General features: G+C 74.5%; 17 protein-coding genes. 5 read left to right on the forward strand and 12 right to left on the reverse strand.

Annotated elements, in window-relative coordinates; translation table 11 throughout:
* Positions 1–141: 141 nt before the first annotated feature.
* The 3 genes from mraZ to dinB all read right to left on the reverse strand — a co-directional run bounded on the left by mraZ (position 142) and on the right by dinB (position 2696).
* Entirely contained in the window at positions 142–573 is a 432-nt protein-coding gene (gene mraZ / locus KZX60_RS09230) for a division/cell wall cluster transcriptional repressor MraZ (RefSeq protein WP_248117707.1), read from the reverse strand.
* A gap of 394 nt (positions 574–967) precedes the next feature.
* On the reverse strand, positions 968–1342 hold the full coding sequence (locus tag KZX60_RS09235) for a DUF3040 domain-containing protein (RefSeq protein ID WP_248117709.1): 375 nt from the start codon (positions 1340–1342) through the stop codon (positions 968–970).
* A gap of 82 nt (positions 1343–1424) precedes the next feature.
* On the reverse strand, positions 1425–2696 hold the full coding sequence (dinB, locus tag KZX60_RS09240; protein WP_248117711.1) for a DNA polymerase IV: 1272 nt from the start codon (positions 2694–2696) through the stop codon (positions 1425–1427).
* A 36-nt stretch (positions 2697–2732) separates the two neighbouring features.
* Between dinB and KZX60_RS09245 the strand changes: the two genes are divergently transcribed.
* Positions 2733–3854, forward strand: coding sequence for a polyprenyl synthetase family protein (locus tag KZX60_RS09245; RefSeq protein WP_248117714.1), 1122 nt, complete (start codon positions 2733–2735; stop codon positions 3852–3854).
* A gap of 44 nt (positions 3855–3898) precedes the next feature.
* Here the strand turns inward: KZX60_RS09245 and KZX60_RS09250 are convergent, their stop codons facing one another.
* Entirely contained in the window at positions 3899–4297 is a 399-nt protein-coding gene (locus KZX60_RS09250; RefSeq protein WP_248117716.1) for an Rv2175c family DNA-binding protein, read from the reverse strand.
* A 268-nt stretch (positions 4298–4565) separates the two neighbouring features.
* On the opposite strand from KZX60_RS09250, the gene KZX60_RS09255 reads away from it, so the two are divergent.
* Complete coding sequence (locus KZX60_RS09255; RefSeq protein ID WP_248117718.1) at positions 4566–5546, forward strand: LysM peptidoglycan-binding domain-containing protein; 981 nt, start codon at positions 4566–4568, stop codon at positions 5544–5546.
* A gap of 44 nt (positions 5547–5590) precedes the next feature.
* Entirely contained in the window at positions 5591–7507 is a 1917-nt protein-coding gene (gene pknB / locus KZX60_RS09260; RefSeq protein ID WP_248117720.1) for a Stk1 family PASTA domain-containing Ser/Thr kinase, read from the forward strand.
* A gap of 21 nt (positions 7508–7528) precedes the next feature.
* Here the strand turns inward: pknB and KZX60_RS09265 are convergent, their stop codons facing one another.
* Both KZX60_RS09265 and KZX60_RS09270 read right to left on the reverse strand, forming a co-directional pair.
* On the reverse strand, positions 7529–8929 hold the full coding sequence (locus KZX60_RS09265; RefSeq protein ID WP_248117728.1) for a 3-deoxy-7-phosphoheptulonate synthase class II: 1401 nt from the start codon (positions 8927–8929) through the stop codon (positions 7529–7531).
* 64 nt (positions 8930–8993) lie between these two features.
* The gene (locus KZX60_RS09270; RefSeq protein WP_248117729.1) at positions 8994–9707 is read right to left on the reverse strand and encodes a lysophospholipid acyltransferase family protein; all 714 of its coding nucleotides are present in this window, start codon (positions 9705–9707) and stop codon (positions 8994–8996) included.
* A gap of 70 nt (positions 9708–9777) precedes the next feature.
* Between KZX60_RS09270 and KZX60_RS09275 the strand changes: the two genes are divergently transcribed.
* Both KZX60_RS09275 and KZX60_RS09280 read left to right on the forward strand, forming a co-directional pair.
* Entirely contained in the window at positions 9778–10557 is a 780-nt protein-coding gene (locus KZX60_RS09275; RefSeq protein WP_248117730.1) for an alpha/beta fold hydrolase, read from the forward strand.
* A 103-nt stretch (positions 10558–10660) separates the two neighbouring features.
* Positions 10661–12496 (forward strand): AMP-dependent synthetase/ligase, encoded by a 1836-nt coding sequence (locus KZX60_RS09280; protein WP_248117731.1) that lies wholly within the window; start codon positions 10661–10663, stop codon positions 12494–12496.
* A gap of 25 nt (positions 12497–12521) precedes the next feature.
* Here the strand turns inward: KZX60_RS09280 and KZX60_RS09285 are convergent, their stop codons facing one another.
* The 6 genes from KZX60_RS09285 to KZX60_RS09310 all read right to left on the reverse strand — a co-directional run bounded on the left by KZX60_RS09285 (position 12522) and on the right by KZX60_RS09310 (position 20161).
* Positions 12522–13982, reverse strand: a complete 1461-nt coding sequence (locus KZX60_RS09285; protein ID WP_248117733.1) for a mycothione reductase — start codon at positions 13980–13982, stop codon at positions 12522–12524.
* 38 nt (positions 13983–14020) lie between these two features.
* Positions 14021–17551 carry a pyruvate carboxylase gene (locus KZX60_RS09290; protein WP_248117736.1) on the reverse strand — a complete coding sequence of 1177 codons (3531 nt, stop codon included), beginning with the start codon at positions 17549–17551 and terminating at the stop codon, positions 14021–14023.
* Between the two features lie 80 nt (positions 17552–17631).
* Positions 17632–18210, reverse strand: coding sequence for a MerR family transcriptional regulator (locus KZX60_RS09295; RefSeq protein ID WP_248117737.1), 579 nt, complete (start codon positions 18208–18210; stop codon positions 17632–17634).
* A 245-nt stretch (positions 18211–18455) separates the two neighbouring features.
* Positions 18456–18977 carry a bifunctional nuclease family protein gene (locus KZX60_RS09300; protein ID WP_248117739.1) on the reverse strand — a complete coding sequence of 174 codons (522 nt, stop codon included), beginning with the start codon at positions 18975–18977 and terminating at the stop codon, positions 18456–18458.
* A complete protein-coding gene (locus KZX60_RS09305; RefSeq protein ID WP_248117802.1) occupies positions 18970–19650 on the reverse strand; it encodes a MerR family transcriptional regulator in 681 nt (226 codons plus the stop codon). The genes KZX60_RS09300 and KZX60_RS09305 overlap by 8 nt, the downstream gene beginning before the upstream one ends.
* 91 nt (positions 19651–19741) lie before the next feature.
* Positions 19742–20161, reverse strand: a complete 420-nt coding sequence (locus tag KZX60_RS09310; protein WP_248117741.1) for an FHA domain-containing protein — start codon at positions 20159–20161, stop codon at positions 19742–19744.
* Between the last annotated feature and the right edge of the window lie 27 nt (positions 20162–20188).

Consider the following 20188-nt stretch of genomic DNA (forward strand, 5'->3'; position numbering starts at 1 on the left):
CTGCTCTCATCCATCGGTGGGACATGGTCCCTCGGGCGGGATCCCCATCCGTCCGTCGCCGTGCCTGGCCCAGGGGAAGGCGGGTCAGGTGCGGCGACGTCGGGTGGAGGTCTCACGCGGGGGAAGTCGGTGAGTCGGTGGTCAGAACACGCCGGGGAGGACGTCCTCGTCGGTCTCGGAGAACGCGGCCTCCTGCTCCGCCAGGTACTCGTTCCAGGACGCGGTGTCCCAGATCTCGACCCGGGTCCCCGCGCCGATCACGGTCACGTCCCGGTCCAGCCCCGCGTACTGGCGCAGCGGAGCGGGCACGGTCACGCGGCCCTGCTTGTCCGGGACCTCGTCCGACGCTCCCGAGAGGAAGACGCGGATGTAGTCACGGGCTTGGCGGGAGGACAGCGGAGCCGCCCTCATCTGCTCGTGGACCCTCTCGAACTCACGGGCGCTGAAGACGTAGAGGCACCGCTCCTGCCCGCGCGTCAGGACGAGTCCCTCGGACAGCTCCTCACGGAACTTCGCGGGGAGGATCAGCCGGAACTTCTCGTCGAGCCGGGGGGTGTAGGTCCCGAGGAACATGGCACCCCCTGACTCGCCGAGTGGTCCCTCCCGACCAGAGTCGGGACCACTGCTCTCTCCTGCGCTCCACTTTACCCCACTTTCCCCCACCGACAACCCCCTCCTCCCACCGCGTCGGCGCGGCGTTTCCCGTCGGCCCGATGACGCCGCTCACCTCCGCGGAATCCCGCGGTCGTCGGCGGGTGGGGGGCGGTGGAGAGCCGCCCACTCCGGGACACGCCGATGAGCCCCAGGACGCCGCCGGCCCCGATCCCGGGGCGGGATCGGGGCCGATGGAGGGCCGAGGAGGCGGTGGAGGAGGAAAGTGGAGGGGTCTGGTGGAGGAGAGTGGGGACGGGGCGGCGCGAGGACGGACCGGATCTCCCGCACCGGCGGGCTCAGCGCGCCGGTGCGGTCACGGCTCGCGGCGCCGGCGCTCGTCCCAGCGCTGCTCGAGGCGGGACATGAACTCGCGCCGCCCGGCGTCCGGGGTCGGACGCCCGGAGCGCCCGGGGCGGGCGGCCTGGGCCGGCCCCCGTGCCGTGAGCACCAGGATCCCGGCGCCCAGCAGGAGCGTTCCCAGCACGCCGACGAGGAGGAGGTGGGTGGACACGCCCGCCAGGATGACGAGCAGGCCGACGACGCCGAGCACCGCCCCCAGCACGATGCGACGCACCGGGAGGGCGGGTCGCGACGTCTCCGCGAGCTGGGTGGCGAGGCGTGGGTCCTCGTCGTTGAGCTGGCGCTCCAGCTGGTCCAGCATGCGCTGTTCGTGCTCCGAGAGAGGCACTCCCGCTCCTTCGATCACAGGCGTCGTCCGTGAGGCCGCGGACGCGGGCGCACGGGGGCGCCGGGTCAGACCAGGATAGTGCTCACCGGACGGGCGTGCCAGGACCCCCGCGCGAGTCCGGCCGCGGGGCCGGCAGCAGCGACGCCGGACGGACGGCCGCCCCCGGGAAGCGCCGCGCGACGGCGTCGGCGGCGGTCTCGGCCTCCGTCCAGGCCGACGACGAGGCCGCCGGCTCCTCCCCCTCGGCGGGGAAGAGCGCGTCCTGCTCGAGGACGGGCTCCCCCGCTGCCGTCAGGCGCTCGGCCCGCAGTCCCACGAGACGGACGGGGTGACGGCGTTCTGCCAGCAGCTCGTCAGCCAGCCGCCGGCCCGCGGCCACGAGGTCGTGGGCGGCCGCGCTCGGCCTCGGCAGCCGTGCGGTGCGGGCGCGCACCAGGCCGCGGGGGTCCTTCAGGCGCACCGTCACCCCCGCGGCCTCCACGCCGTCGGCGCGCAGCCGCGCCGCGACCCGGTGGCCGAGACGCAGCAGCTCGAGGGCCACCGCCTCCCCGTCGGTGGGGTCGACGTCGAAGGTGTGGTCGGCGCCCACCGTGCGCGCCGCCGCGCGCGGGGCCACCGGGCGGGGATCCCGGCCGCGGGCGAGCTCGGACCAGGCCGCGCCGGCGGCGCCGAACCACCCGCGCAGCCGCTCGGGGTCGGTCCGCGCGAGGTCGCCGATCGTGGCGATCCCCCGGGTCTCGAGCCGTCCCGCCATCACCGGGCCCACGCCCCACAGGTGCCCCACGGGCCGGGGGTGGAGGAAGGCGAGGGTGCGCTCGGGCGGGACGATCAGCAGCCCGTCCGGCTTCGCGGCGGTGGAGGCCATCTTCGCCACGAACTTCACGGCGGCCCCGCCCACCGTGCAGGGCAGGCCCAGCTCGTCCGCCACCCGACGGCGGATGAGCCGGGCGATGCGCTCGGGCGGTCCCAGCCGCCGTCGGGCGCCGGCCACGTCCAGGAACGCCTCGTCCACGCTGAGCTGCTCCATCACCGGGGTGACGCTCCCCAGCAGCGCCATGACCTCCGCCGAGACCGCACGGTAGACGTCCTGCCGCGGGGCCACCACCGCGAGCGGGGGGCACAGCGCCTTGGCGTGGGCGAGCGGCATGGCGGAGCGGACGCCGTACGCGCGCGCCTCGTACGAGGCGGAGAGGACGACGGAGCGCCCGATCGGGGACGCGACGGCCGCGGGCAGGCCCCGGAGCCCGGGCCGCTCCCGCACCTCCACGGACAGGAAGAAGGCGTCCATGTCCACGTGCAGGATCGAGGCCTCCCGCACGGGTGCGGCGGCGGCATCGGACGGGCGTGCGGGCATGGGTCGAGCCTAGTGACCGGCGGCTAGGGTGTGGGCATGCCCGACGCCGCGACCCTGAGCCCCTCCCCCGCCGACGCGCCCTCGCCGGACACCCACAGCGCCGCCGTCGCGGCCCGGCTCGAGGAGATCCTGGACCGACGGCGGGACGACGCGCGGGCGATCCACCCCGGGGCCGTGCCGGTGGTGGACGCCATCGCCCGGCTCACCTCGGGCGGCAAGCGCCTGCGCGCCGTGCTGTGCTGGCTGGGCTGGCGCGCCGCCGGCGCGGACCCGGCCGACCCGCGCATCGTGACGGCAGGGGCCGCCTTCGAGCTCTTCCAGGCGGCGGCGCTCATCCACGACGACATCCTGGACCGCTCGGACACGCGCCGCGGCATGCCCAGCGTGCACCGGCACTTCGAGGCGACGCACCGCGCGGCGGGATGGCGTCATGAGGCGGAGCACTTCGGCGTCTCCGCGGCCATCCTGGCCGGCGACGTGTGCCTGGCCCTGAGCGACGAGGCGTTCGCCGAGTCGATCGCCGGCTCGCCGCGGGCGGGCCGGGCTCGTGCGGAGATGGAGCGGATGCGCTTCGAGGTGATGGCCGGCCAGTACCTGGACGTCCTCGCGGAGATGACGCCCCCGGACCCGGATCCCGCCGAGGCCGTGCGTTCCGCGGCCACCGTCGTGGAGTTCAAGTCAGCCCGCTACTCGGCCGTGCACCCCCTCGCCCTGGGCGGGCTGCTCGCCGGGGCCGAGGACGCCCTCCTGGAGGCGTTCGCGGCGGTCTCGCTGCCGTTCGGCCTGGCCTTCCAGTATCACGACGACCTGCTGGGCGTCTTCGGCGACCCTGCTCTCACGGGCAAGCCGAGTGGAGACGACCTGCGGGAGGGCAAGCGGACGGTCCTGATCGCGCGGGCCGCGGCGCTCCTCGACCCCGCCGAGGCGGAGGCCCTGGACGCCGACCTGGGCGACGCCGACCTCGCGGACGACCGGGTGGCCCACTGGCAGCGCCGCCTGGAGGAGTGCGGCGCGCGTGCCGCGGTGGCGGCCGACGTCGACCGGCTCTCCGCGGAGGCGACCGCGGGGGTCGCCGCCTGGGAGGGGCTGGGCGTGGAGGACGCGGTCTGCTCTGCGGTGAGCGGGCTGATCGACGCGTTCACCCGCCGCTCCGCCTGAGGCGGGGCGCGCGCGGCACCACGGGAGGGCTCACCGGGCCGACGTCACCAGGCGAGTGCCTGCGCGCGCCGCCGCACCTCGGTCTTGTGTCCGCCGCGCAGCGCGTCGATCGGGCGGCCAGGGAGGGACTCGTCCGGTGTGAAGAGCCAGCGCAGGGCCTCGGCGTCGCTGTACCCGGCGTCCTGCAGGAGCACGAGCGTGCCGCGCAGGGAGTCGAGGATCCCCTCCTCGTCGAGGAAGAGCGCCGGGACGGCGCGCACCGCGGGCTCGGGACGACGGACGGCGATGAGGCGGCGGTCCTTCACGAGGGAGTGCACGCGCGTCACCACGACGTCCAGCCGCTCGGCGACGTCGGGCAGCGCGAGCCACTCGCCCACGAGGGCGTCGAGCTCGGCGGGGATGGCGTCGGCGGGGACGCGGGAGTCTGAGGAAGGAATGGTCACGCGTCCAGGGTACGCGCGGCCGCGGGACCCTTTCGGGTCCCCGTGACGGTGAATACAGGGTGAACTGCGAGTGACAATTGACGTCCGAGATGCACAGAAATTCCTCAGCAATGGGGAATGGGAGATCAGGTCACGTTCCGATAACATCGACGAGGTCGCACGGCACGACGGGGCGGGCTCACGCTCCCCCACTCCGCCCGACTGCTGGGGAACCCCAGCGCTTCCCCACCGCCATGTCCCGCATGACCCTGGATCCGAGGTCCTCACCGTGCCCCTCTCCGCTCGCACCCCCGCCCGCCGCCGCCTGCGCTCCGCACTCGCCGGCGGAGCCGTCCCCCTGATGCTCCTGGCCGCCGTCCCGGCGCAGTCCCAGGCCGCTGAGACCACTTACACCGTGCGCCCCGGCGACGGCTGGTGGGTCATCTCGGAGCGCACCGGCGTCTCCATGTCCACCCTGTGGTCCCTCAACGGGATGAGCGCCTCCACGATGCTCCACCCCGGCATGGTCCTGAAGACCGGCGCGGCCGCCTCCGCCCCGGCCCCCGCGCCGACCCCGACGCCCGCCCCCGCGCCGACCACCGGGTCCACCGTGCGCTACACCGTGGTCACCGGCGACACCCTGTGGGGCATCTCCCAGCGCTTCGAGGTCTCCATCTCCCAGCTGCTCAGCCTCAACGGGATCACCGCGGAGTCCATCCTGCGGCCCGGCCAGGTGCTCGTGATCTCCAACGGCGCCGTGGCCCCGCAGCCCGTCTCGGACGTCCAGCCGATCGGCAACACCTTCCTGCACTACACGTACCCGCCGCACGTGACCGCCGCGGCCAACGAGAACTACCGCCTGCTCCAGTCCGTGCCGGTGCCCTCCCGCGAGCAGATGCAGCAGATCGTCCGCGAGACGGCCGTCAAGATGGGCGTCGACCCGCGCCTCGCCCTGGCCCACGCGTACACCGAGTCGCGCTTCAACCAGCGGGCTGTCTCCCCCGCCAACGCGATCGGCACGATGCAGGTCATCCCCGTGACGGGCGAGTTCGCGTCCCAGCTGGTGGGCCGGAAGCTGAACCTGCTGGACCCGTACGACAACGTGACGGCAGGCATCGCGTACATCAAGTACATCCAGGCCCGCACGCCCACCCTCGAGCTCGGGATCGGCGCCTACTACCAGGGCCTCGGCGGCGTGCTGCGCGACGGCCCCCGCCCGGACACCGTGGACTACATCGCCAAGGTGAAGGCCGCGATGGCCATGTTCTGAGCGGCGCCCGCCGCGGGCGGGATCCGGTCCTCTAGGCTGGAGCGATGAGCAGCACACGCCGCGACCCCCTCGTCGGGGGCATCGTCGACGGCCGCTACGAGGTCCGGGACCGCCTCGCCCGCGGCGGCATGTCCACGGTCTACCGGGCCGTGGACCTGCGCCTCGACCGCGAGGTCGCGCTCAAGGTCATGCACCCGCACCTCGCGGAGGACCCGGCCCTCGTGGGCCGCTTCGAACGCGAGGCGAAGATCGCCGCCCGGCTCTCGCACCCGCACGTCGTCGCGGTGCTGGACCAGGGGCACACCGACGACGGCGACGGCGGGGTGCTGGCCTACCTCGTCATGGAGCTCGTGCCCGGCCACACGCTGCGCACGGTGATCCGTGAGGACGCGCCGCTGACCCCGCGCGAGGCCCTCGCCGTCCTCGCCCCGGCGGTGGACGGCCTGGCGGCGGCCCACCGTGCGGGGCTCGTGCACCGGGACGTGAAGCCGGAGAACGTCCTGGTCTCCACGGACGGGCGGATCACCGTGGCCGACTTCGGCCTCTCCCGCGCGGCCACCACCCACACCGCCACCGGCCAGGCGCTCGTGGGAACGCCGGCCTACCTCGCCCCGGAGCTCATCACGGGCGGGACCGCGGACGCCCGCGCCGACGTGTACGCGGCGGGCATCGTGCTCTTCGAGCTGCTCACGGGCCGGCAGCCCTATCCGGCGGCGACCCCCATCCGCGTGGCCTACCGGCACGTGCACGAGCGCGTGCCCGTGCCGTCCTCGGTGGTCCCCGGACTGCCCGAGCCCCTCGACGACCTCGTCCTGTGGTGCACGGAGCCGGACCCCGCGGATCGTCCCGCCGACGCCGGGGCGCTCCTCACCGAGCTGCACTCCCTGGCCGAGCGGCTCACGCCCGAGGAGTTGGACCACCGTCCCCACGGCCATCCTGTCCCGGTGGACGACGAGACGCGGGTGCTGGCCTCTGCGCCGCGGCACTCCGGCGACCCCGAGACCGCCGTGCTCGACGCCGTCCACGGCGCCTCCACGCCCCGCTCCTCCCCGGCGCCCGCATCCTCGGCATCCCCGGCACCGGCGGCGGACCCGGCGCCGCTCCCGCGCACGGACCCGCCCGCGTCGCGAGACCGTCCTGACATGCGGGAGCCCGCCGCGTCCCGCGCGCGCCCCGCGGCCACCCCCCGTCCGGCCCGTGAGGGCCGTCGCGCCGCGCGCCGGCCCGAGGTGCCGCTCGGCGAGGGGGCCGGCAGGACGGTGGCGATCGGCACGGCGGTCACCCTCCTGCTCACCGGTGCCGCGCTGCTCCTGGGATGGACGCTCGGCTCGGGCGGTGCCCCGCTCGGCGCGGCCGGCGTCGCCGTCATGCCGGCGCTCGAGGGGCTGGACCGCGCCACCGCGGAGGAGCGGCTAGCCCATGCCCGTGTGGCGGTCGAGGTCTCGGCCCGGGCCGACGAGCGCTACTCGGACGGCACGGTGGCGGCCGCCGCTCCGGCCGCGGGAGACCCGCTGGCCCCGGGCACGCGCGTGGAACTGACCGTCTCCACCGGCCCGGCCCCCGTGTCCGTCCCGGACCTGACGGGCTCCACCATCACCCGGGCCCACACGCGCGCCGCCGAAGGGCAGCTGCGGGTGAGCGTGGCGGAGCGGCGGACCGACCGCGAGGTCCCGGCCGGCACCGTGCTCCTCCAGACCCCGGCCGCCGGAGCACAGGCCGCGCCGGACTCCGCGGTCCGCGTGGTGGTGTCCGCGGGTCCGGCGCGCCGCGTCGTGCCCGAGCTCGGCGGGCAGGACGTGGCCCGGGCCCGGTCCGCCCTCGAGGAGCTGGGCTTCACGGTGCGCGTCCACGAGGCCCCGCTCACGCCGCTGCGGGAGCGCTCCCCCGTCGTGGCGCGCCAGAGCCCTGCCGCCGGGACGGAGCTGGACGAGGGCACCGCCGTCGAGGTCTGGGGCCTCTGACGGCGCCCTCCCCGCCGAAGGTCAGCCGCGCTCGGGGTGGGAGAGCGCGTCGGTGACGGCGAACGCCATCTCGAGCGACTGCTGATGGTTCAGCCGCGGGTCGCACAGGGTCTCGTAGCGCGCGTCGAAGTCGGCCTCGTTCACCGGCTCCGAGCCGCCGAGGCACTCGGCCACGTCGTCGCCCGTGAGCTCCACGTGCATGCCGCCCGGGTGGGTGCCGAGGGCGCGGTGCACCTCGAAGAATCCGCTGACCTCGTCCATGACGTCCTCGAAGCGGCGCGTCTTGTAGCCGTTCGCGGCGGTGACCGTGTTGCCGTGCATGGGATCGGTGACCCACACCGGCTGCACGCCCGCATCGCGCACGCCCTCCACGATCCCGGGGAGGACGTCACGGATGACGCCCGCCCCCATGCGCGTGATGAAGGTGAGGCGGCCGGGCTCGCGCTCCGGGTCCAGCTTCTCCGCGAGCTCGAGCGCGTCCGCCGCCGTCGTGGTGGGGCCGAGCTTCACGCCGATCGGGTTGCGGACGCGGGAGAGGTAGTCCACGTGGGCGCCGGCCACGTCGCGCGTGCGCTCCCCGATCCACAGGAAGTGCGCGCTCGTGGCGTAGGGGTCGCTGCTGCGGGAGTCCACGCGCGTCAGTGCACGCTCGTAGTCGAGGAGCAGCGCCTCGTGCGCGGAGTAGAACTCGGTGCGGCGCATCGCCTCGAAGTCCACGCCGGCGGCGTCCATGAACCGGACGGCGCGGTCGATCTCCGCCGCGAGCTCCTCGTACTGCGCGTACGCGGGGTTGGCCATGAACCCCTGGTTCCACTGGTGGACGCTGCGCAGGTCCGCGAAGCCGCCCTGCGTGAACGCTCGCACCAGGTTCAGGGTGGAGGCGGCCGTGTGGTAGGCCCGCACCATGCGCCGCGCGTCGTGGCGGCGCGCCTCCTCCGTGAACTCGTAGCCGTTCACGATCTCCCCGCGGAAGCTCGGCAGGGTGACCCCGTCACGGGTCTCGGTGTCCGAGGAGCGCGGCTTGGCGAACTGCCCGGCGATCCGCCCCATCTTCACCACGGGCATCGAGGCCCCGTAGGTGAGCACGGCGGACATCTGGAGGATGGTCTTCACGCGGGCGCTGATGCGGTTGGCGGTGGAGCCGGCGAAGGTCTCGGCGCAGTCGCCGCCCTGCAGGAGGAACGCCTCACCGCGGGCCACGGCGGCCAGGCGGGTGCGCAGCACGTCCACCTCGCCGGCGAAGACGAGCGGGGGCACGGTGCTCAGCTCGGCGACGGCCGCCTCGTAGTCCTCCCGGTCCGCCCAGGAGGGGGCCTGCGTGATGGGCAGCGAGCGCCAGTCGTCGAGGCCCGGGGTGTCCGCGGCGCCCTCCGTGATGGCGGTGCCGAAGGCCAGGATCTGATCGCGGGGGTCCGAACTCATGCCTCCAGGCTAGGGGCGCACCGGGGCCGGGGCGCGCGCATGACGCGGCGCGGCGGCCCGCGCCTCACGCGCCCGGGCGTCTCCGGGGCGGGGCGACGGCGCGGCCCGCCTTCACGTCCCCGGCGTATGCATCCACGTACTCCTGGCCGGAGAGCCGGCGGATCGCCTCCATGACCTCGTCCGTGACCTCGCGCAGGACGCGCGGGTCGTCCGCGTCCGCGACGCGGTCGGAGAAGTCCAGGGGCTCCCCGAAGATCATCCCGAGGCGGCGGATCGAGGGCAGGCTGCGTCCGATCGGCTGCACGCGGTCCGTGCCGATCATGGCGATCGGCACCACGGGGGCGCCGGTGGCCAGGGCGAGCTTCGCCACGCCGATCTTGCCGCGGTGCAGCCGCCCGTCCGGGCTGCGGGTCCCCTCGGGGTAGATGCCCAACAGGTCCCCCCGGCGCAGGCAGTCCACGCCTGCCTCGAGCGAGCGCAGGGAGGCGGCCCCGCCCGAGCGGTCCATGGGCAGCTGGTTGGCGGCCTCGAAGAACTTCCGGGTGACCCAGCCCTTGACGCCGGGTCCGGTGAAGTACTCCTTCTTCGCCAGGAAGTGCACCTGGCGGTCGAGCATCGCCGGCATGAACACGGAGTCCGAGACGGAGAGGTGGTTGCTTGCGAGGATCGCCGGGCCGGACGCCGGGACGTTGCCCAGGCCCTTGACCCAGGGGCGGAACAGCACGCGGGTGGCGGGGGCCACGACGAAGGTCTTGGCGGACCAGTAGAACGTGGACACGTCGGGGCCTTCCGGAGACGGGGCGGGTGCGGAGACCATCCTACGCAGGGGTCCGCCGTAGTCTGACGCCATGGTCCAGCACTCCGAGGTCCGCGCCGAGCACCGCCCGTTCCGCCTGCCCCCCGCCGCGCCCGCCCGCGTGCCGCACACCGTGGTGATGCTGCACGGCTTCACCTCCGGTCCCCACTCCGTGCGGGCGTGGGCCGAGGGCCTCGCGGCGGCGGGCTCCGAGGTCGCCGTCCCGCTGCTCCCCGGCCACGGCACCCACTGGCGCGACCTCGCGGACACCCCCGCCCCTGAGATCCGGGCGGCCGTGCGCCGGACCGTCGACGCCGAGCTCGCCCGCGGGCTGCCGGTCGTCGTCGCAGGCCTGTCCCTGGGCGGCGCCCTGGCCCTCGACGCCGCCGCGCACCGGCCGGTGGCGGGCGTCCTGCTCGTGAACCCCGCCCTGCGCTTCGCGAGCCCACTCGCCCCGGCCGCACCGCTGCTGCGGCACGTGGTGCCCACCGTGGCCTCGATCGCCAACGACGTGGCCGACCCCGAGGCGGACGAGCTCGCGTACGAGCGCACGCCGGTGGCCGGCGTCGCGGCCGTGGGCGCGATCCAGCGGGCGGCGCGCCGCGGGCTCGGCGGGGTCACGGCTCCCGTGACGGTCTTCCGCTCGGCGCGCGACGCCGTCGTCCCCGCCGCGAGCCACCGCACCCTCCTGCGCGGACTGCGCCGCGCTCCCGTCCAGGTGGTGCCCCTGCCGCGCAGTCGGCACGTGGCCACGATGGACCTCGACAGGGAGCTGCTGGTCGAGCGCAGCCGGACCGCCGTCGCCGGCGCCGTGCAGGGGCTCCTGCGGTAGGCTGGCCTGTGATCCGCCTCACCTGCCAGCCCCGTGCGTCCACGCCGCGATCCGTCCGGGTCCCCGCAGCGGCGCAGAGGAGGCGCCCGACCCAAGGAGGACCATGCGCGAGGTCAGCGAGCCCTACCACCCCCGGCTGTCGCCGGAGGCCAACATCACCGACGTCCTGGAGCGCCAGGCCCGCGAACGCCCGGACGCCGCGCTCTTCGCCGTGCCCGAGGGCGAGGGCGGCTGGCGGGACGTCACCGCGGCGCAGGCCCGCGACCGCGTCGCCGAGCTCGCCCGCGGGCTCATGGCCGCCGGCATCGGTCCCGGGGACCGCGTGGGCCTCATGGCCGCCACGCGCCTGGAGTGGACGCTGGTGGACTTCGCCATCTGGTACGCCGGCGCCGTCACCGTGCCGATCTACGAGACCTCGTCCGCCTCCCAGGTGGCCTGGATCCTCGAGGACTCCGGTGTTCGCGCCGTGGTCGCCGACACCGCCGAGCGCGCCAAGACCGTGCGGGACGCCGTGCACCGTGAGGGGCTCGACGCCCTGGTGGGCCTCTGGACCATGGACGCCCCCGACGGCGAGCCGGGCGCCGGACTGGACGAGCTGACCCGCCTCGGGGCGGACGTCACGGAGGCCGACCTCGAGGCGCGGCGCTCCGCCACGCACCTGGCCGACCTCGCCACGATCATCTACACCTCGGGCACGACCGGCCGCCCCAAGGGGTGCGAGCTCACCCACGGGAACTTCGCGGAGCTGGTGAACCAGACCCTCTCCTCCTCGCTGGGCGAGGTCGTCACCGAGGACGCCAGCACCGTGCTGTTCATCCCGCTCGCGCATGTGTTCGCACGCTTCGTCTCGGTGCTCACCGTGGGGGCCGGCGCGCGCTGCGGGCACGTCGCGGACCTCGCGCAGCTCTCGGGCTCGCTGCAGTCCTTCCAGCCCACGTTCCTCCTGGCCGTGCCCCGCGTGTTCGAGAAGATCTACAACGCCGCACTGCTCTCCGCGCAGTCCGGGGGCAAGGGGCGGATCTTCGAGCGCGGCGCGGACATCGCGGTCCGCTACTCCAAGGCCCTGGACTCCGGGAAGGTGCCCGTGCCGCTGCGCGTCAGCCGCGCCTTCTACTCGGCGCTCATCTACCGTCGCATCCGCACCGCCATGGGCGGACGCCTGCGGTACGCGGTCTCCGGCGGCGGCCCCCTCTCCCCCGACCTCGCGCACTTCTTCCGCGGCCTGGGCGTCACCATCCTCGAGGGCTACGGCCTGACCGAGACGACGGCGCCCGTGACGGTCGGCCGTCCGGGCGGCCTGCGCATCGGCACGGTGGGTCTTCCGCTGGGCGGCAACGAGGTCCGGATCGCCGAGGACGGGGAGATCCTCACCCGCGGCACCTCGCTCATGCGCGGCTACCACAACCGCCCCGAGGCGGACGCCGAGGCCTTCGAGGACGGCTGGTTCCGCACCGGCGACTTCGGCAGCCTCGACGACGACGGCTACCTGCGCATCACGGGCCGCAAGAAGGAGATCCTCGTGACGGCCGGCGGCAAGAACGTGGCGCCGGCCCAGCTGGAGGATGCCATCCGCTCCGACGCGCTCATCTCCCAGGTGATGGTCGTGGGCGATGCGAAGCCCTTCGTCGCGGCGATCGTGACCCTCGACGCCGAGACCCTGCCCGCCTGGCTCGCCGCCCACGGCCTGCCCCGGACCCTGGATGTTGCCGCCGCCGCCCGGGAGGAGAAGGTGCGCGCCCACATCCAGGCCGCCGTGGACCGCGCCAACGCCACCGTGTCCCGCGCGGAGGGAATCCGCGAGTTCCGGATCCTGGACCGGGACTTCTCCCAGGACGAGGGCCACATGACGCCCTCGCTGAAGATGAAGCGCGCGGCCATCCTCCGCGACTTCCAGAAGGAGATCGAGGACATCTACGCGGGCGCCGCCCCCCGCCCCTGACCGGGGCGGCGTGGCGGGGGCGGCGTCAGAGGAGCCCGCAGTCCGGGACGTCGAGCCCCAGCAGGGCGTTCTCGATGACCTCCGTGAGGGCGGGGTGCGGCCAGTACTGCCCCCGCGCCATCGTGTGGGCGTCGAGCCCGAACGTCATGGCCTGCACGAAGGGCTGGATGAGGTTGGCGGCCTCGTGCCCGAGGATGTGGGCGCCCAGGATGCGTCCCGTCGCCCGCTCGGCCACCACCGTGCACAGCCCCTCACGGTCCTCCATGGCCCAGCCGTACGCCACGTCGCCGAACCGCTGGACCTTCACGGTGACGGCCTCCGCGCCGTGCTCGAGGAGGGCCTGGGCCTCGGTCTGCCCGACCGAGGCGACCTGGGGCCGCGTGAACACCGCGGCGGGGACCGGGACGTCGCCGATGGCGCGGAGGTCGTCGGGGTGCTCGAGGTTGTGCGCCACCACGCGGGCCTCGCGGTTGGCGACGTGCTTGAGCTGCCAGTCGTTGGCGGCGTCGCCCAGGGCGAAGACCCCCTCGGCCGGCTCGCCGCCGCGCAGCACGCGCTGGTGCTCGTCCACCGCGAGCACGCCGCCCTCGGTGAGGTCCAGGCCGGCGGCGTCCACGTGCAGCCGGTCCGTGTTGGGGATGCGGCCGACGGCCATGAGCACCGCGTCGGCCTCGATCTCCTCCACCGTCCCGCTCTGCTCCTGGCCCTCGGCGGGGTCCAGGCGGACCCGCACCCAGCCGTCGGCGGCGCGCGCCTCGTCCTCGGCGGGCTCGACGCCGGCCAGCGTCCATCCGGTGCGCACGTCCCACTGCTCGCGGGCGATCTCGGTGAAGCGCGTGGACACCGTGAGGTCGTGCTCCTTCAGCAGCCGGTGTCCGCGGTTCAGCACGATCACCTCGGAGCCGAGGGCGGAGAAGATCGCGGCGAACTCCACGCCGATGTAGCCGCCGCCGACCACCACCAGTCGGCGCGGGAGACGGTCCAGGCGCATCACCGTGTCCGAGGTGTGGACCGAGGGCAGGTCCATGCCCGGGACGTCCGGCACGGCCGGGCGGGAGCCGACCGCCACGACCACACGGTCAGCGGTGAGCACGCGCCCGGTCGCCGTCTCCAGGCGCCGCTCCCCCGTGAACCTGACCTCCTCGCGCACCACGGTGACGTGCGGCTGGTCCTCGCTGCGGAAGCGCAGCCCGTCGGCGCTGATGCCGTCGATGCGCGTGAAGATCCGATCGCGGATGGCCGGGAAGTCCGCCCCCGTGAAATCGAGCCCCACCCCGAGGCGCGCGGCCTCGGCGGGGGTCGCCGCGAGCTGGGCGGGGTAGGCGTACATCTTCGTGGGGATGCAGCCCACGTTCAGGCACGTGCCTCCGAAGGTGCCGGAGTCCACGAGGGCGACGCGGCGGCCCTCCCAGTGCTCCGTGATGAGCGTGTTGCCCGATCCGGAGCCGATGACGATCAGGTCGAAGTGTTCCTCAGACGTGGACATGCCCCCAGCCTAGGGGCTGGGGGCATGTCGTCGCTGGCTCACTGACCGTCGATCACCAGGATCAGGTCGCCGCCGTTGACGGGCGTCACGCCCTCCGTCACCACTCGCGAGACCGTGCCGGAGACGGGGGCGGTGATGGCCGCCTCCATCTTCATGGCCTCGATCGTGGCCACGGGCCGGCCGGCCTCCACGGCGTCGCCCACGGCGACCTGCACCGTCACCGAGCCCGCGAAGGGCGCCGCCACGTGGCCGGCCGCCGCGGGGTCGGCCTTCTCGGCGGTGCGGATCGTGGACTCCACCGAGCGGTCCCGCACCATCACCTGGCGCAGCTGCCCGTTGAGGGTGAGCATGACGGTGCGCATGCCCTTCTCGTCGGGCTCGGAGACGGACTGCAGGACGGCCAGCAGGCGGACGCCGCGGCCGAGCGAGATGACGTGCTCCCGCCCCGGGACGAGCCCGTAGAGGAAGTCGCGCGTGTGCAGCGTCCCGGTGTCGCCGAACTCGTCGCGGTGCGCCTCGTACTCCCGCGTGGGGGCGGGGAAGAGGAGGCGGTTCAGGGTGTCGCGACGCTCCTGGCCGCCGGCGGCCAGGGCGGCCGCGTCCTCGGAGCTCACCTCGGCCGTGCCGGCGCCCTCGCGGCGGCCCTGCAGGGCCTTCGTGCGGAAGGGCTCCGGCCAGCCCCCGGGCGGGTCGCCGAGCTCGCCGCGCAGGAAGCCGACCACGGAGTCGGGGATGTCGAAGTCCTGCGGCCGCTCCCCGAACTCCGCCGGGTCCACGCCCTGGCCCACGAGCTGGAGTGCGAGGTCGCCCACCACCTTGGAGGACGGGGTCACCTTCACGATGTTGCCCAGCAGGCCGTTGGCCGCCGCGTACATCGACTCGATCTGCTCGAACCGCTCCCCCAGCCCCAGGGCGATCGCCTGGGTGCGGAGGTTGGAGAGCTGGCCGCCCGGGATCTCGTGGCGGTACACGCGGCCGGTCGGTGCCGGCAGGCCGGCCTCGAACGGCGCGTACACGGTGCGCACGGACTCCCAGTAGGGCTCCATGGCCGTGGCCGCGTCGAGGCCGAGGCCGGTGTCCCGCTCGGTGTGCTCGAGCGCGGCCACCAGAGCGGACAGCGGCACCTGGCTCGTGGTGCCCGCCATGGACGCGGTGGCCGTGTCCACGGCGTCGACGCCCGCCTCGGAGGCCGCGAGCAGGGTGGCCAGCTGGCCGCCGGCCGTGTCGTGCGTGTGCAGGTGGACGGGCAGGTCGAACTCGGCGCGCAGGGCGCCCACGAGCTCCCGCGCGGCGGCGGGGCGCAGCAGCCCGGCCATGTCCTTGATGGCCAGCACGTGCGCGCCGGCGTCGACCATCCGGCGGGCGAGCCCCAGGTAGTAGTCGAGGGTGTAGAGGGTCTCGGCCGGGTCGGTCATGTTGCCCGTGTAGCACAGCGCCGCCTCCGCGACGGCGGTGCCCGTGGCCCGCACGGCCTCGATCGCCGGGGTGATCTGGGAGACGTCGTTGAGGGCGTCGAAGATGCGGAAGACGTCCACGCCGGTGGCGGCGGCCTCGGCCACGAACGCGTCCGTCACCTCGGTGGGGTACGGCGTGTAGCCCACGGTGTTCCGCCCGCGCAGCAGCATCTGGATCGGGATGTTGGGCAGCTCCGCGCGGAGCAGGGCCAGCCGCTTCCACGGGTCCTCGTGCAGGAAGCGCAGGGCGACGTCGTACGTGGCCCCGCCCCAGGCCTCCACGGACAGCAGCCCGGGGAGGGTGTGGGCGACGGCGGGCGCGGCGGCCAGGAGGTCGCGCGTGCGCACGCGGGTGGCGAGGAGGGACTGGTGGGCGTCGCGGAACGTGGTGTCCGTGACGGCCAGCGCGGTCTGCTCGCGCAGCGCGGCGGCGAAGCCCTCCGGGCCCCGCTCGAGCAGCACTTGGCGCCAGCCGGGCGGCGGCACGGCCGCGGGGTCACGGCTCGGCCCGTCGAACGGCGAGCGGTCGGGCTCCTGGCGCTTGTCCCCGGGGTGCTCGGGCAGCCGGTCGCGCGGGTCGATGCCCTCGACGCGGGGGCCGTGCGGCTGGTTGACCGTGATGTCTGCGAGGAACTGCAGCGCCTTGGAGCCGCGGTCCTGCGAGCGGTTCACGGAGGCCAGCTCGGGGTGCTTGTCGATGAAGTCGGTGGCCACGTCCCCGCTGAGGAACTGCGGGTCGTCCATGACGTTCATGAGGAAGGGGATGTTCGTCGCCACGCCGCGCACGCGGAACTCGGCCAGCGCGCGGCGGACGCGGCGCACGGCGGTGGCGTAGTCCCGCCCGCGGCACGTGAGCTTCACGAGCATCGAGTCGAAGTGGGGGCTGACCTCGGCACCGGCGTAGATGGTGCCGCCGTCGAGCCGCACGCCCGAGCCGCCGGCGGACCTGTACGCCGTGATGGTGCCGGTGTCCGGGCGGAACCCGTTCGCCGGGTCCTCGGTGGTGATGCGGCACTGCATGGCGAAGCCGCGCACGTGCAGGGAGTCCTGCGTGATGCCGAGCTCCGGCAGGGTGGCGCCGCCGGCGATGCGCAGCTGGGCCGCCACGAGGTCGACGTCCGTGACCTCCTCGGTGACCGTGTGCTCCACCTGGATGCGGGGGTTCATCTCGATGAACACGTGCTGGCCGGCGCGCTCGCCTGCGGTGTCCACCAGGAACTCGACGGTGCCGGCGTTGACGTACCCCATCTCCTTGGCGAAGGCGACGGCGTCCCGGTGCAGGGCCTGGCGGATGTCCTCGTCCAGGTTCGGTGCCGGCGCCATCTCGATGACCTTCTGGTGGCGCCGCTGCAGCGAGCAGTCGCGCTCGAAGAGGTGCACCACGTTGCCCTCGGAGTCCGCAAGGATCTGGACCTCGATGTGCCGGGGGCGCAGGACGGCCTGCTCGAGGAAGACCGTGGGGTCGCCGAACGCGGTCTCCGCCTCGCGCATCGCGGCCTGGAGGGAGTCCCGCAGGTCCTCGCGTCGCTCGACACGGCGCATGCCGCGACCGCCGCCGCCGGCGACGGCCTTGACGAAGATGGGGAAGCCGATGCCCTCCGCCTGTTCCAGGAGCCACTCGACGTCCGCGCTCGGCTCGGAGGAGGCGAGCGTGGGGATGCCCGCCTTCTTCGCGGCGCGCAGGGCCTCCACCTTGTTGCCGGTCAGCTCCAGCACGTCCGCGGGCGGGCCCACGAAGGTGATGCCGTTCTCGGCCGCCGCGCGGGCCAGGCCCGCGTTCTCGGAGAGGAAGCCGTAGCCGGGGTAGATCGCTTCCGCGCCGGCGTCCTTGGCGACGCGGATGATCTCGTCCACGTCGAGGTAGGCGCGGACCGGGTGGCCCTCCTCGCCGATGCGGTAGGCCTCGTCCGCCTTCTGGCGGTGGATGGAGTTGCGGTCCTCGACGGGGAAGACCGCGACGGTGCGGGCTCCCAGCTCGTAGCAGGCACGGAAGGCGCGCACCGCGATCTCGCCGCGGTTCGCCACGAGGACCTTGGAGAAGACGGGGGTCGAACCGGCCTCGGCCTGCCGACCCGCGGCGCTGCGGGTGGTGACGGATTCCTCAGGTGCATTCATACCCCGAGTGTGTCACAGCGCACCCTGATTTCCCTTGACCTGACCCACACATGACGCGCGGGGCCGCCGCCAGGCGGGTCTCAGGAAGCGCTGCGGGCGGGCCGGCGGGCGTGCCGACGCCGGGCGAGCTCGTCCGCGGGCTCGTCCGTCGCGGCGCCGAGCAGCTCGCTGGGGAGGTCGGCCAGGCTCCCCTCGACCTCACGCCACACGCGGCCCACGGCGATCCCGAAGACGCCCTGCCCGCCCTGCACGAGGTCCACGACCTCGTCCGCGGAGGTGCACTCGTACACGGAGGCGCCGTCGCTCATCAGGGTGATCTGGGCCAGGTCCGCGACGCCGCGCTCGCGCAGGTGCGCGACGGCGGTGCGGATCTGCTGGAGGGACACGCCCGTGTCCAGGAGCCGCTTGACGACCTTGAGCACGAGGATGTCGCGGAACGAGTAGAGGCGCTGAGATCCGCTGCCGGCCGCTCCGCGCACGGTGGGCACCACGAGGTCGGTGCGCGCCCAGTAGTCGAGCTGCCGGTACGTGATGCCCGCGGCCTTGCACGCGGTCGGGCCGCGGTAGCCGACGTCGCCGTCGGGTGAGGCGGCCTCGAAGAGGCTGTCCTGCCGGCCGTCGATCACGGGCGGATGGCCGGCACCTGTCCTCGGCGTCATGGGTGGACCCTTCTGATCATGGGCCCCGTGCGAGATGCCGAGGACGCCCGGACGGCCCGGCCGGCGAGGCGGGGACGCGTCCTGGCGGTCCACGGTGCGGGACCCTTCTGCTCGACGGTACGTCCGAGCCCCGGGCCGGTCAACGAACCCGGCCGTGAACGGCGGTCGTGTCGCGCCCCCGGACCCTCCCGGCTCGCGCCCGCGGGGACTCGCCGGGCGTCACCGCGCGGGCCCGGGCGCACCGCTCAGCCGAAGTCCTCGGGGCGCACCGAGTCCAGGAAGTGACGGAAGTCGTCCAGCTCGCCCTCGTCTCCGGCCTCCTGCCCGCGCGCGTCCATCCCGGCCTCGGCCAGCACCGCGGGGTCGCACAGCACGGGGGCCTCGGCCCGCAGGGCCAGCACCACGGCGTCGGAGGCCCGGGCGTCCACGGTCGCGCCGCCGCTGAGGTGGAGCTCGGCATGCACGACGTCGTCCCGCACCTCCGTGAGGCGGACGCGCTCGAGCGTCTGGCCCAGGGCCGCCAGGACGGAGACCAGCAGCTCGTGGGTGAGCGGCCGCGGGGTGGGTGCGGCGTCCAGGGCGAGCGCGGCGGCCGCGGCCTCCGGCGCCCCGACCCAGAGGGGCAGCATCGTGTCCCCCTCCGGGTTCAGCAGCAGGACGACGTGGTGCTGCTCCGGCAGCTCGACGCGCACGCCGAGCACCGTGAGCGGCACGTCCGCACCGCGCCTGTGCGGTCCGCGGGCCATGCCGTCCCCGCCCTCAGTCATCCCACTGCTCCAGGCCGGTGCTCACCAGCGCGGAGTGCAGCTGGAGGCACGCCTCGGCGATCTCGTGGGCCCGGCGGGCCACGCGGGTGCGGGTCGCGGCGTCGCGGCGCGACGTCAGGGGCACGACGGCCCGCTCCACGAGGCCGAGCTCCCGGTCCGCCGCCGCACGGAAGGGGCGCAGGTGGCGCGGCTCGAGCCCGTGGGCGGCCAGGGCGACGGCGGCCCTCGCCACGCTCACGGCGTGCACGCTGTACCCGCCGTCGTCGTCCACGGGGAGCAGGGAGTACTTCTCGAGCTCCTCCAGCAGCTCCTCCGCCGCCCCGGAGTCCCGCGCGAGCTCGGCGCGGGACCGCCGCCGCTCGCCTCCGGCCACCTCGTGGCCGAGGCGCTCGGCCTCGGACTGGGGGGCCAGCGTGACCCCGCCCGGCAGGTCCTGGGGGCGCTCGCCGCGGTCGACGGCGTCGAGGTGCTCCCGGATCACCTTCAACGGGAGGAACTGGTCGCGCTGGAGGGTGAGCACGAACCGCAGCCGGTCGACGTCGGCCGGGGTGTAGCGGCGGTATCCGGCCGGGGTGCGCTCCGGATGGACCAGGCCGCGCTCCTGGAGGAATCGGACCTTGGAGGCGCTCACGGCGGGGAAGTGCGGCTTGAGCTCGGCCACCACGTCCCCGATGCCAAGCGCGCCGAGCGGCCGCGTCCCCGCGTCGGTGCGGGACGGCGGCGTCGGCTCGTCGGAGGGGGCGCTCACGGAGCGGAGGCGACGCTCAGGCGACGCCGGCGTAGTAGGCGAGGCGGTACTTGCCGATCTGCACCTGCATGCCGGAGCGCAGGCGCACCTCGTCCACCCGGTCGTTGTTCACGAAGGTGCCGTTGAGGGAGTTCATGTCCACGATCCGGTGCCCGCCGCCCTCCGCGCGCAGCTCGGCGTGGCGGCGGGAGACGGTCACGTCTTCGAGGAAGATGTCCGCGTCCGGATGGCGGCCCACGGTCACCACGGGCTGGTCCAGGAGGAAGCGCGCCCCGTGGTCGGGGCCGCCGTGGGCCAGCAGCAGCGCGGAGCCGACGGGCAGCGCGCGCACCGCATCGGACTCCTCCGGGGTGAGGTCGGCCGCCACGAGGGGGGCGAGCTCCGTCAGGCTGATGGAGGAGGTGTGGAGGTCCGGTTCGTGTCCGGGCTGCTGCATGGGGTGCTCCTGTGCGCGGGCCCCCGA

Origin of the sequence: Micrococcus sp. EYE_212, from assembly GCF_023147585.1 — a bacterium.
In the GTDB taxonomy this organism is placed as follows: Bacteria; Actinomycetota; Actinomycetes; order Actinomycetales; family Micrococcaceae; genus Micrococcus.